The 13,860-nt window shown below is 45.2% G+C and carries 11 protein-coding genes; 2 read left to right on the top strand and 9 right to left on the bottom strand.

Features of this window, described 5'->3' with window-relative positions:
* Position 1: 1 nt before the first annotated feature.
* The 9 genes from mshL to L5L91_RS16715 form a co-directional block, all read right to left on the bottom strand.
* Positions 2–1,684: a pilus (MSHA type) biogenesis protein MshL gene (gene mshL, locus L5L91_RS16675; RefSeq protein ID WP_263167673.1), complete on the bottom strand. Its 1,683-nt coding sequence runs from the start codon at positions 1,682–1,684 to the stop codon at positions 2–4.
* Positions 1,685–1,698: 14 nt separating this feature from the next.
* Entirely contained in the window at positions 1,699–2,019 is a 321-nt protein-coding gene (locus L5L91_RS16680; protein ID WP_263237172.1) for an MSHA biogenesis protein MshK, read from the bottom strand.
* Entirely contained in the window at positions 2,006–2,656 is a 651-nt protein-coding gene (locus L5L91_RS16685; RefSeq protein WP_263186524.1) for an MSHA biogenesis protein MshJ, read from the bottom strand. Before L5L91_RS16685 ends, L5L91_RS16680 begins: the two co-directional genes overlap by 14 nt.
* Positions 2,653–3,255: a fimbrial assembly protein gene (locus L5L91_RS16690; protein WP_263186525.1), complete on the bottom strand. Its 603-nt coding sequence runs from the start codon at positions 3,253–3,255 to the stop codon at positions 2,653–2,655. Before L5L91_RS16690 ends, L5L91_RS16685 begins: the two co-directional genes overlap by 4 nt.
* Entirely contained in the window at positions 3,252–4,130 is an 879-nt protein-coding gene (locus L5L91_RS16695) for an MSHA biogenesis protein MshI (protein ID WP_263237174.1), read from the bottom strand. The genes L5L91_RS16690 and L5L91_RS16695 overlap by 4 nt, the downstream gene beginning before the upstream one ends.
* A 245-nt stretch (positions 4,131–4,375) precedes the next feature.
* On the bottom strand, positions 4,376–6,319 hold the full coding sequence (gene csrD / locus L5L91_RS16700) for an RNase E specificity factor CsrD (protein ID WP_263237176.1): 1,944 nt from the start codon (positions 6,317–6,319) through the stop codon (positions 4,376–4,378).
* 185 nt (positions 6,320–6,504) lie between these two features.
* Complete coding sequence (locus tag L5L91_RS16705) at positions 6,505–7,749, bottom strand: malic enzyme-like NAD(P)-binding protein (protein ID WP_219250680.1); 1,245 nt, start codon at positions 7,747–7,749, stop codon at positions 6,505–6,507.
* Between the two features lie 522 nt (positions 7,750–8,271).
* Complete coding sequence (gene rpmE / locus L5L91_RS16710; protein WP_063883331.1) at positions 8,272–8,484, bottom strand: 50S ribosomal protein L31; 213 nt, start codon at positions 8,482–8,484, stop codon at positions 8,272–8,274.
* 181 nt (positions 8,485–8,665) lie between these two features.
* Positions 8,666–9,679, bottom strand: coding sequence for a FimV/HubP family polar landmark protein (locus L5L91_RS16715; protein ID WP_263237178.1), 1,014 nt, complete (start codon positions 9,677–9,679; stop codon positions 8,666–8,668).
* 102 nt (positions 9,680–9,781) lie between these two features.
* On the opposite strand from L5L91_RS16715, the gene priA reads away from it, so the two are divergent.
* Positions 9,782–11,977, top strand: a complete 2,196-nt coding sequence (gene priA, locus L5L91_RS16720; protein WP_263237180.1) for a primosomal protein N' — start codon at positions 9,782–9,784, stop codon at positions 11,975–11,977.
* A gap of 134 nt (positions 11,978–12,111) precedes the next feature.
* Complete coding sequence (gene argS, locus L5L91_RS16725; RefSeq protein ID WP_263237182.1) at positions 12,112–13,857, top strand: arginine--tRNA ligase; 1,746 nt, start codon at positions 12,112–12,114, stop codon at positions 13,855–13,857.
* The last annotated feature ends 3 nt before the right edge of the window (positions 13,858–13,860 follow it).

The following is a 13,860-nucleotide window of genomic DNA, read 5'->3' on the forward strand; positions in this document are numbered from 1 at the left end:
CTTACTTTGTCTCCGGATACCAACGATCTAATAAGGTCTTAGAACGTTGTAGCTCCGTTTTCCAGGTATCAACGCCAACTACCGTAGGTTTTAACAGAATAATAAGCTCGGTTTTCTTCTTCTGCTTACTACGGTTTTTAAACAATTCACCGAGGAAAGGAATATCACCCAACAAAGGCACTTGCGATACCACTTCAATGTTTTCACTCTTCATCAAGCCACCGATGATGACTACGTCACCGGAGGCGGCGCGGATGACAGTATCAGACTCACGAATTTCACTCTGCGCTAAAGGTAGCTCCAACGAAGCGTCACTCACTTTGATGTCTTTAGTCTGCTCTTTCACATCGATAACGGATGGATGCACGTGCAATAACACATTGCCGTCACTATCAATTTGCGGCGTAACGTCTAAGGCTATGCCCGAGAAAAACGGCGTAAGCTCGACTTGTGGAGTGGTCACAGGCGTTGTACCCGCAACTGTGGTCGATGAAACGTCGGTGACAAAGTACTCATCAGTACCGACTTTGATCACCGCTTTTTGGTTATTCGATGCAGTGACCCTTGGGCTAGACAATACATCCACATCACCTTGGGTATCTAACAGATTGATCATGGTCGTAAAGTCAGAACCTTTAATACTCAGCGAGGTCACACCACCAATCGCCGAGGTGATTTTATCGTTTAAACCAGGGCCCGCTGATGTACCAAAATTCACATTCGTATTGCCAACGTGTCCCAGCACATTATCCCATTGGATACCTTGCTGATAACCATCGGATAATGTGACTTCGAGGATCTTCGCTTCTAAAATCACTTGGCGCTGCAAATGACTTTCTGCGGAATTTAAGAAAGTACGCACTTGGCGTAATTCACTAGGAAAAGCACGAATAGTCACTAAACCCGCCTGCGGCGTAACAACAACCTGACGACCGCCACCCGTTTCACCGATTATCGAGGATAATGTCTCTTTCAACTCCCCCCAAAAATCTGTCTTAGTACGCGAACGGATAAAAGTACCGTTGCTACTATCGCTACCGCCGTTACTGCTCGAGTTATTGCCATTACTGCTGTTCGAGTTATTGTTATTATTCGAGCCGCTATTGTTTGAATTGTTATTGTTCGAATTACTATTGGAATTATTGCTATCCGAAATCCGTCCTGAACTCACTGACGTCACAGATAAGCCATCGCGTTCCATATAGAGATAATTCAGCGGAAACGTCTCGGTACGCATCCCAGCAGGAAACACTCTTAGGATGCGCCCTTCGCGACTGACTTCGTAGCCGTAGATATCTTCAACCACTTGAATTGCTTCAGTTAACGTCACACCTTTAAGGGATAATGAAATCGTACCTTGCACGTCAGGATGTACGGCAACACTCAGCGGTGTACCTTGGACTAAGCTTGGAAAAAATACTTTAGCATCAACATCGTGGGCTGATACATCAAAACGACGCTCAGTTTCCAACGTGGGGGTCAAACCTGATAGCAATGCGCCTGAGTTCAATTCCCGCTGAACCGCGTCCGGCATAGTCGCAGGCGGTGGCGTCGTTGATGCCGTTGCCGTCGCCATTGAGGCCGCTAATTCTGCCTTACTCGCCTCCGGCTGTGGCCTATTTGTGGTCTGACACGCCACAAGGCAAAGTGAGAGCAGAGGTGTAAAGTATTTAATCGCTTTCATCTGAGGTGTATTCCCTATCTCTCTGTTATTGCTTGAAACAATGTCAATTTCCGTCCATCGGACAGCGATACATAAGTGGGGGTAATTTTAACGATACTCAGCCCCTGAACGCTGTCGCCAACAGACAATATCTTGTTATTTATCACAGCATAAGCCGTGTTTCCTGAGCTTACTATGCTGTTAAGTACAAGCGCCTGATCCTGCATTTGACTCGCATGACCCTGCACAGCAAAGCCTTTACCGGGCAAAGTCGGGTCGCGCAGCGATTCAGCAGACACCATAGGGCTACTAACCAATAACAACACACTGATAATATAAGACTTATTTAGAAACACTGATAAAGTCCTTATTAATACTCAAGGTATAAAGTTCAATCTCAATGGTCGCTTTTGGATATTCTGCGACTTTATAGTCGAGACGCTTCCAATAAAGTTTATCTGGCATGGCCTCAACGGCTTCAACAAAGCGCAACACAGAAAAATAATCGCCCTCAAGACTCAAGCGAATACCATGGCTATATAGATTGAGTTTTTTCTCTTCACCCACAGGTAATAAAGGGATGGGCGCTATCGACATAAACTTAATTAATTTAATCCCTTGCACTTGTCCTAGTAAATTACCCAGCAACTGCGGCATATAGTCTGCCGGCACCATATCCACCATCTGCTCATCGAGCTGGGCATCTAGGGCTTGATTTTGTTGTTGCAACAACACTAAACGCTGTTGGTAATCTTGATTGGGATCTAACGCTAAACGTTGCTGATACAAGTCAATCTGCTGAGCCGAAATCGCGTTTTCCTGATCTAAGGCTTTTAGCTGTTGTGAAACAGCCACATGGGTTTTCCACAGGGACTCTAAGGGTAAATAACTCAGCATGCCGACCACAGCCAGAATGGCGACTGAGATCAACACTCGCTCACGGCGACTTAGCGCATCAAACTGTTGTCCTAATTGGGCTAACTTTTGCTTCATTGCGCGGCTTCCTCCTTGTTATCGCTTTTCAAGGTAAAGGCCAAAGGTTTATCTTCACCGCGATCCATGCTCATCGACGAGAAAGCTTGCCCCTTTAAAGTCTGCGTAGTTTTAAGTTTGCCAATCCACTGCGGAATGCTTTGAGGATGGTCGGCAAAACCTTCGAACATAAAATCTTGCTTATTAATGACGATATGACTAAGCCAAACACTCGCATCCGACACGACGGCTAAATCTTTAAGAACTGGCGCAAAACCACGGCTAGTTAAAGAAGTCCTAAGACTCAATTCTCCCATGAGTAATTGCTTCAGCTCTAACTGTTGTTCCGCTAAATCGACTCGCGCAACAAGATCGGCATCGGGTTTACGCGCAGCAATTTGTGCTTCTAATGCCTGTTTTTGGGTATCGAATTGCTGCTTTTGTTGGGCAGCCAACTGCTGGGCCTGTTGTAACTCACTGACTTGCCAGTAGCTATAACCACCTAAAACCGCAAATAAGATCGCAAAAACCAAGGCGTAAGCACTTAAACGCGCAAAGATTAATCTTTGCTTCGGGGGTAATAATGAAGGAGTGTAAAGATTGACTCGGTATTTAATCACTCAGTACCTCGATAAAATTCAGCAAAGGCTAATCCCGCCATTCGCGCGCCAACACAGCTTTTATCAATGACATTCACAGCTTGATTGAAGTTTGCCGAGACTAACTTAGCTAAAGCATCCACGGCACCATCGGCGAGGAGTTCGATAGAAGATACCGGAGCCTGTCTCAATTGACTTTCAAAATAATCCATAGAACGCTGAATTTCTAAGCTTAAATTGTCTGCCATGCCATAACTTAACTCATCCGCTTGAGTCTTATCCAATTGAGTAAATCCGCGCACGCGACGCTGCATATACAGCTGACCTTGCTTAACCACAGTCAGTAGCAATTCTTGACCGGGATTATGGCTTACTACCAGACGCGCTTGGTTGTCATCATTAAATAGGTTAGTTACGGCTAACTCTTCGATACTAATACCGAAAAGTTGTAAATCTTGTTCATGAATGGCCTGCACCATGCTCACTAACTTAGCTTTATCCACCACCACAACATTGATTTTATTACTCGGAATGGGTGACTCAAAGTAATCCAAATGGATTTGCGGTACAGATAGCGTGACCATGTCTTTAATTGACCACAGCAAAGCTTGGGATAACTCGACAGTATCGACATTCGGTTTATCGGTCAGTAGTAATTGATAAAGGCCTGAAGCCAAAATCAGCTGTAACTGTGCATTGGGAAAGGATTTAGCCACAGCAGCAAACGCCAATGACCAGTGCTCATCTTTCAGCTCAAAGGGTAACCACTGCTCAGCATTTTCTTTTTGGGCAGGTGCGTAAACCCATAATTTGTCGGCGCAGACATAGACACCAAGGCTAGTCGGTTCTGTTCTCTTCTGCCAAAAGGCTAATCGACCTATAAGACTTTTTTCCATAAAGATGCCTATAACCAACTGAATTTAAAAGCTTGAGTAGTCTCTTTCGCACAAACTTCCTGTCACTCCACTCTCCAGTGCTCCTTGACCTATGACCTGCTCGATACAGAATAAAAACCGCAAACGTCATATTTTTGGCACTGGCTAGTTTAGCCGCAAATGCTCGTATTTTATAGATAAATACGTGAATAATAGGATCTATTTGTCTCTAAGACGACATTAATCACCCAAACACTGAACTTCCCTTACTTAGCCTCTATGGGTTCACTGAAATACATTCCTTGCGCTGCGCCAACACCGAGGATTTGCAGTGTCTGCCACTCTTCAAAGACTTCTACCCCTTCGGCGCAGACTTGTACTTCCGTTCGATATAAACCACCAATCAAACTGCGAATAAATAATTGGTTTTCTGGTCGTAAATGAATATGACGCACGATGGATCTGTGTAACTTAATTAAATCAAAATGGCATTCGCGAATGTAATAAGTACCGACAACCTGCTGACCCACATGGTCGACACATAATCTCGCGCCCATTTTACGGATCATATCTAATTTAGGCTGCAACTTTTCTTGATGTTGAATAACGACATCTTCAGACACTTCGAAAATCAGTCGCGTGGTTAGATGGCGATATTCTAATAGCGTCGTTTTTAGCCATTGAGTGAAGGCTCGGCTCATTAGCGAATCCAAACTCAGATTAATACTGTATATCTGCGGCGCTGATGTCTTAACTGTTTGAGCATTCGATATGCCGTCTGCTAATTCATTCGACAATAATAACAATACCCGCTCAATAATTTGCCGTTCGACCTGTGGCATTAAGCCACATTTATTAGCCATTGGAATAAACAGTGTGGCACGGATTAACGCCCCCTGATTATCCCGAGCCCGCGTAAATATCTCTTTATGGTGCTCATTACCATCGGAGTCGATTATGGGTTGGCTAAAGGGAAAAAAGCGCCGCTGCACTAACGCGTTTTCTAAAAAGCTTCGCCAACGCACTGAGCCTTTGGCAAATTCTTCATCAATCGCGCCTTTGTCGTACATAAACCAATTACTATTACCCTGTAATTGTGCCGCCCTCAAAGCCATATCGGCTTCTTCAATTAACTGAGCCGCATTATCGCCTGCGGTAAAATAAGCGCATCCGAGGTGGAAAAAGTTATCGCGATTCTCAACATCAGGCAAAGGCTGGCTTAGACATATCTTGAGTAACTTGCTAGCAAATTGATCCGCTTCAATTAAGGAGATTTGCGGCACGACTATGGCAAATTGATTATGGGAGCGACGGGCAAAAATACTATTAGCTTGAGTTTGCAGTAATTGACTTATCGCATTAACTGTCGAGTTTAATAGCTCTTTCGTCACAGCTTCACCTTGGAATTGCTGCAATAAATCCAGATCATCCATTTCTAATAAATAGATCACCCCGTGGGCAAGCATAGCCTGATTATGACTAAGGGCGTCGAGACGATTATTCAAAAAGAGTCGGTTACCAATGCGCGTTTCCGCATCGAGAAAGGTATTAGAACGGATGAATTTGTCGAAACGCCCCCGCTCCTTTTGAGCGTCTTGTAACTCTTCTAACAACTTAGTCAAAGCACGGTTAATCAGCCTTGGTTTACCATTTCCGGGGGTAGCGAGTGCTTGTTCATGCTTACCTTGCAGAATCAATCGACTGCGTAAGGCTAATTCTTCAATGCCATCCAATTGCTGGGAAAACCATAAATGACCAAAACGCACTAAGGCGGCCACGGCTAAGATACCGACCAACAAAATCAGAATTTCATACCAACTGAAAGTGTAATGTTCAAAGGGCTGAGTCAAGGTTAACTGCATACGCAAGCCTGATGTCGGCTCTAGCACATGGTCATACACCATCGCATTTTGCGTAGAAAGGTTGCCTTCATAGGCAAATAACACTTCATCTTTCAAGGTCAACCGAAAATTAACGGCATTGTAAGCAAGCAGCATAGGCGGTAGCCAAGCCTCTAGCTCCCAATCAGGTTGGTGTTGGAACTGATCGACTAACATAGTTTCGAGTTCAGCTACTTTTTGCTGCTGAAATTTATAGGTCAGCTGCACGAAACTCATCATAGCGCTCAGCAAAAATACGAAGGCGATAGCGGCTAATGACATTAACCAAAAGCTGGTTAATTTTGTAGTTAACATTCGGGTGAATTTCATCTATCCGCTATCCTGCAGGATTATTATAATTATTTGTGCTATTTTAACAGGAGTACAACAAAGTTGTCCGTTGATTATTCAGTAGCATAACCTAAAAGGCAACTAAGACGCTGTGACTTTAATGTCCACTTAAAAACAAAAAAGAGGCTAATTAGCCTCTTTTCGATGTTTTTACCACTTTTAGCCTAGTCGGCGTATTTAGGTAAAGTGGTGATTGCAGCCACACCAGAGTCGATAGCCGCTTGTGCAACAGCACGGGCGACATTTGGCAATAAACGTGGGTCCATAGGTTTTGGCAGCACGTATTCTGGGCCAAAACTCAACGACGTCACATTAGGGTAAGCCTTCAATACACTCGCGGGTACAGGCTCTTTTGCCAGTGATGCAATTGCATGAACTGCCGCAATTTTCATCTCATCATTAATGCAAGACGCACGCACATCCAATGCACCACGGAAAATAAATGGGAAACACAATACGTTATTCACTTGGTTTGGATAGTCGCTACGACCCGTACCCATGATCAAATCACTACGCGTTGCATGAGCAAGTGCAGGTTTGATTTCAGGATCTGGGTTAGAACACGCAAAAATCACTGGCTTATCGGCCATCAGCGCGACTTCTTCTGCACCAATGACGTCAGGACCTGATAGACCTAAAAATACGTCTGCGCCTTTAATAACATCAAGAAGCGTGCGTTTATCAGTATCATTCGCAAATAGTGCTTTATATTCATTAAGATCTGTACGGCCAGAATGAATAACACCTTTAGTGTCTAGCATGTAAATGTTGGCGCGATTCGCACCGCATTTTACCAGCATAGTCATACAAGCGATGGCAGCAGCCCCCGCGCCCATACACACAAAAGTCGCGTCGCTTATCAACTTGCCTTGAATTTCCAGCGCATTGATCATACCCGCCGCAGTCACGATTGCGGTGCCGTGTTGATCATCATGGAATACAGGTACTTTACAACGAGCAATCAATTCACGTTCGATAACAAAGCATTCGGGCGCTTTAATATCTTCAAGATTGATACCACCAAAAGTGTCAGCAATCGCAGCAACAGTATTGATAAATTCCTCAGGCGTATTATGCGTAATCTCAATATCTGTCGAATCGATATTCGCAAAATGCTTGAACAATAATGCTTTACCTTCCATTACAGGTTTAGAAGCCAAAGGGCCCAAATTCCCTAAACCTAAGATAGCCGTACCATTGGTAATCACGGCAACCGTATTACCTTTATTGGTATAACGATACGCATTGTCAGGATCTGCAGCGATTTCGCGTACTGGCTCAGCCACACCAGGGCTATAAGCTAGGGCGAGATCGTGACTCGTTTCGGCGGGTTTGGTAAGGCAAACTGCGGTTTTGCCTGGTATGGGGAATTCATGATAATCGAGTGCTTGTTGACGAATATCTGACATTTTAAAATCCTGAAATGCGACATTTATAATTTATGAGAGTAAGACCTACCAACACACATCTAGTCTCACCAAAGGGTGATGTTAATAGTCTGGCTGGTCGGGGTAAGATACGCCAATAAGGGGAATTTATAAATAAGAGATTCATAAATTTCACTTTAGCCGCCAAATAGACCCTCTAAGCTTAGTTTTATAAACTTATCTCCTATAATAAAGCTGCATTTCTTAATATGTTTTGTAGGAAACAAACATATATTTTGTAGTTACTGCGCTAGTTGTAGCGACTTAATCTCAAAAATGTTGGTTAAATTACAATATATGGCGACTAGCATATTTATCTTATAGTTAATTGCTATAAATAAGTCGAATTATACACTTGAACTCTCAATACAAAATAAGTTGACTATTTATTGAGTGAAGTCGTACCAGCTAGATATGTAGAATAAGCGGAATAAAGAAAATCGACGAATAACAAAAAGCAAAAAGGCGCCATAGGCGCCTTTTCTAGAAACATTGCAATCGCAATTATTTCTTTGCAAGCACTGCAAAGCGCTTGTTGAACTTGTCGATACGACCGCCGGTATCAACAACTTTTTGTGTACCAGTGTAGAATGGGTGACAAGCACCACATACGTCTAAATGCAGATCTTTACCAGCAGTAGAGTTTACTTTGATAACGTTACCACAAGTACAGTTTGCAGTGATGATAGCGTATGTTGGGTGGATACCTGGTTTCATTGGGGTTACCTCAAAAGTGTAAGGCCATGTCGCTCTTCCAACCCGTAGTCGGACACCACATGCATGTTAATAACAATATGTTTAGGGCGCAGAATGGTACAGCATACCTACAAGGGATACAAGTAGATTATCTGAGCGTTTGCCGGTTAATCTGTGTCTATTTTGACTTTAGTTAAGCGGCTTATTTTCCCGCTTCTTTAGCCTCAAATACCGCCCGCGCCTCTTTAGCATCAGAATGCTGATCCAAAATCATTTTCGAAGGACAAGATAGCACCGCATTGCTCTTGAGTGCATTGATTCTATTCTTCGAGAAAGCCACAGGATTTGCCTCGTAAATCGCCAACATAGCGCCATATACACTCACATCCCAATCCTTGGCATATCGATTAGCGATACGCCACAACGTCTCGCCAGCAAGATACGTTAACTGGCAATGTTCGGGCGTCTGTGAGGCCGTTTCAGCAATATTCTGTTTCTGCTCATTATTTGCCGTTTTCACTATTTCTGGAACCACAGTTTCAGTTGCAGCATTTTCAACTGCCCCTTTTTCAACAGCAATCGTCTCAGAGGTTTTAGCGAAGGCGTTTATCTCAGTAGCCGACGTATTTTGTTTATTCGCGGCTTCAGGAAATCTAAAGCCAGTCACCACTTCTACCGTTAGCACTTTGGATTGGGTATTTGCAGCAGTAGCAACAGTCACTGCGGGCATTACCTCTTCAAGTGGCTTTGATTCTGCCACCACTTTTACAGGCTTAATGCCCACTTTATCCGCACTTTTGGGGGCGCCCGCTGTAGTGGTATTTTTAGTGTCCGAAACCGCTTTTGTCGTTAACGCGGCAGAGGCAGGTTTAGCCGCACCGAATAAATTGATACTTTTGACGTCATACCATCGGTCAAGGCGATACTCTCTCACTAAGAGTTTAGCGCTGCTATCCTTCACATCTTCAACGCCAGTGAGTAAAACTAAAAAGCGATTAATCTCCTCAACCATTAACCTTTCTTCGCCGCTAGCTTGCTGCACGACAAACTCTAAGCGCGACATATCTTGATTGTCTGCGATCACATTCACCCTGAGTTTAGGGTAAGCGCCTAATTCAAACATCCGGCTATTAATACTCACATGGGAGACTTGTGCCATGCTAGGTGCACTGCACACCAAAGCAAGTAGACCTAATGATTTCACTATATTAGCCATTTATTTACTCTCAACTATCCTTGGTAAACCATCATTAGGGCTAGCCCTAGCCAGCCGCGCTGAGTACACTAAACCACATTCTTGTCTAAGACTTGCCTGCATATGTCATTGTTTGTCGAAGTTGCGTTACCTGTGCCTATGCGGCAAACCTTTAGCTACCGCGTACCCGAATCCTATCCTAGTACACCGCAAATAGGTGTGCGCGTTAAAGTTCCCTTCGGTCGTCAACAATTGATCGGGTTAGTCACAGGTATCTCTGAGTCTTGCAGCTTAGCCCCAAAGCAAATTAAGTCTGTGCTCGAGTTTATCGACGATAAACCTTTACTGCCTGAATCACTTTATAAATTAACTCTTTGGGCTGCGAGATACTATTTTTGCAGCCAAGGGCAGATGCTAACCCAAGCCTTACCTGTGGCCCTGCGTAAAGGGCTCGATGCCGCGCCACAAAAAATCCAATTCTGGCAATTAACTGAAATAGGCCAAAATATTGCGCCCGAAGCGGTTAAACGCGCACCCGCACAGAAAAAACTACTCGAGTTACTCAAAACCGCCAGCTTAACCCAAGAAGAGGTTATCAGCTTAGACATCAGTAAAGCGGCGCTTAAAGCCTTAGAAGATAAAGGCTGGGTGGCACGCCATGAAAAAATTGCCGAGCTTAATCTCGACTGGCGCACCACACTCGAAATGGACGAAACGCCACATAAACTCAATAAAGAACAAGCCGTCGCCGTTGCCACTTTAAATCTGCAACAAGGATATCACTGTACTTTATTAGAAGGCATTACCGGTTCGGGTAAAACGGAAGTCTATCTTGCTGTACTCGAAGAAATCCTCAAGCAAGGCAAACAAGCGTTAATTTTAGTGCCTGAAATCGGCTTAACACCCCAGACAATCAATCGCTTTAAGCGCCGCTTCAAAGTCAATGTTGCCATTTTGCATTCAGGGTTAACCGACAATCAGAGACTCGAAGCATGGCGCCAAGCCCGCTGTGGTCAGGCTGCAATCATTATCGGCACCCGCTCAGCCTTGTTCACACCTATGGCGTATCCCGGCATCATCATACTCGATGAAGAACACGACAGTAGCTTCAAGCAACAGGAAGGTGTTGGTTATCATGCCCGCGACTTGGCAGTCATGCGTGGCCATTTAGAAGCGATTCCGGTGATTTTGGGCACAGCGACGCCCTCACTCGAAAGTCTACAAAATGCCTTAAGCGGCCGTTACCATCATTTACAATTGGGTGAACGCGCTGGTGCGGCTAAAAAAGTGCGCCAAGGCATTATCGACATTAAAAATATGCCGCTGAAAGCCGGTATGTCAGTGCCGTTACTGAACGAAATCCGCCAGCATTTAGATGCAGGCAACCAAGTCTTGTTGTTTCTCAATCGCCGCGGCTTCGCACCAGCCCTGCTTTGCCACGAGTGTGGGCACTTACACGAATGCGACCGCTGCGACGCGTTTTTCACTGTACATCAATCCCTTGGCGAAATTTGCTGTCACCATTGTGGCAATCAATACGCCATCCCCAAGCAGTGTCACAAATGTGGCAGCACTATGTTGATGGGCCAAGGCATAGGCACAGAACAGCTCGCCGAAGCGCTGCAACAAGAGTTTCCTAAACATCCAGTAGTGCGCATCGACCGTGATACGACCCGCCTTAAGGGTTCATTAGAAACCCACTTAAATGCGATTCATAAGGGGGAATATAAAATCCTCGTCGGCACGCAAATGCTAGCTAAGGGCCACCACTTCCCTGATGTGACGCTTGTTGGGTTACTCGATGTCGATGGCGCTTTATTTAGCGCCGACTTCCGCGCGCCCGAACGTTTTGGACAACTCTATACCCAAGTTGCAGGTCGCGCAGGGCGCGCCAGTAAACCCGGCACGGTATTATTGCAAACTCACCAGAGCGACAATCCCATTTTGCGGGATTTGCTGCACCGCGGTTATGGCGAGTTTGCTCGCAGCCAGCTCAAAGAACGTCAACAGGCACTGCTGCCACCAGCATGGCACATGGTGTTGGTGCGCGCCGAAGCGCATTTAGCCAGTGATGCCGATAATTTTCTCAACGCCTTCGCCGCGCTCTTGCCCCAAGATAAAGAATTTGAGGTGATTGGCCCTATGCCTGCACCTTTAGATAAAAAAGCTGGCAAGTTCCGCCGCCAACTCTTATTCCAAGCTAAAAACCGCAATCGCTTGCAACAAGAGTTTGAACGTATTCATCCGCTTGTAGAACAACTTATCGAAGCTAAACGCTGCCGATGGAGCTTAGACAGAGATCCGCAGGATCTCCTCTGAGTCGAGTATTTGATAAGTATTTAAGTGCCATTTGATAAAAAATCATCGGGAAGATAGCAATTGTTAACCACAAACGGCTAAAATATGCGGTTATTCCCTGTATTCACTCTTAAAGTTAGTGCCGATTAGAACCCATGAAATCACATATCCAATCATTACTTGAACAAACTCTAGAATCCTTTAAACAACAAGGTATTGTGCCTGCTGACTTTGAAGCACGCATTCAGGTAGATCGAACCAAGGATAAGAGTCATGGCGACTTGGCAACCAACTTAGCCATGATGCTAACCAAGGTCGCAGGCAAGAATCCACGCGAATTAGCCCAACTGATCATAGATACCTTACCGGCTTCGGCTTTTGTGGCTAAGGTTGAAATTGCAGGACCAGGCTTTATCAACTTTTTCATCAACGACAGCGCCTTAGCAGATCAACTGCAAAATGCCGTCAACGATGAGCATTTAGGCATTAAGTTACCGACACCACAAACCGTTGTTGTCGATTACTCTTCACCCAACCTCGCCAAAGAAATGCACGTAGGCCATCTACGTTCAACCATCATTGGTGACAGTGTGGTGCGTGCGCTGGAATTTTTAGGCCACAAGGTTATCCGTCAAAACCATGTGGGCGACTGGGGCACACAATTTGGTATGTTGCTGGCCTATATGGAAGAGCTGCGCGCCAAAAACGGTGAGAAAGCGCAACTTGAACTGTCTGATTTAGAAAACTTTTATCGCGCCGCGAAACTGCGTTTCGACGAATCAGCAGAATTCGCCACCCGCGCTCGTCAGTTAGTGGTTGAACTGCAATCTGGCGACGAGTATTGCAACAAACTGTGGCGCGAATTTAATGACATTTCGTTAAGCCACTGCCATGAAGTCTACGCCCGTTTAGGTGTGAGCCTAACCCGCGCCGACGTGCACGGTGAAAGTGCCTATAACGCCGCTCTCGAGCAAGTGGTTAAAGATTTAGATGCCCAAGGTTTATTAACCGAAAGCAACGGCGCCAAAGTTGTGTTTCAAGAAGCCTTCCGTAATAAAGAAGGTGAGCCACTGCCAGTGATCATCCAAAAGGCCGATGGCGGCTATTTGTATGCCACCTCAGATCTTGCGGCAATGCGCTACCGCTCGAACGTGTTAAAAGCCGATCGCGTACTGTATTTTGTTGACCTACGTCAGGCACTGCATTTCCAACAAGTCTTTAGCCTAGCGAAACTGGCTAAGTTTGTCCGTGAAGATATGTCATTAGAACACTTAGGTTTTGGCACTATGAACGGCGAAGATGGCCGTCCATTCAAAACCCGTAGCGGCGGTGTCGTTAAGTTAGTTGACCTGTTAGAAGAAGCCAATGTGCGCGCGCTAGAACTCGTTCGTAGCAAAAATCCTGATATGGATGAGGCCACGCTGACTGAAATCGCCCGTGTCGTTGGGATCAGCGCCGTTAAATATGCTGACTTGTCGAAAAACCGTACCAGTGATTACATTTTCAGCTTTGAACAAATGCTCAGCTTCGAAGGCAATACCGCACCTTACCTGCTGTACGCTTACACCCGTGTTGCGGGCATATTCAAGCGAGTAACCGATCTGGATCTCAGCCAAGCGAAAATCGTGCTTGAGCATGAAAAAGAGAAAGATCTCGGTAATAAGTTGGCGCAGTTCGGTGAGATCCTCAATCGTGTTGTCGATAAAGGTCAGCCGCACGTACTGTGTGCTTATTTATATGAATTAGCGGGTGCTTTCTCTAGCTTCTACGAAGCTTGTCCAGTGCTTGCCGCCGATAATGATGCGCAAAAGAACAGCCGTTTATTACTCGCGCAACTGACGGCTCGTACATTACAAAAAGGCCTAAATCTACTCGGTATTGAAACCTTAGAGCGGATGTAAGCC

It is taken from the genome of Shewanella sp. SM55 (assembly GCF_025654025.1).
In the GTDB taxonomy this organism is placed as follows: Bacteria; Pseudomonadota; Gammaproteobacteria; order Enterobacterales; family Shewanellaceae; genus Shewanella; species Shewanella oncorhynchi.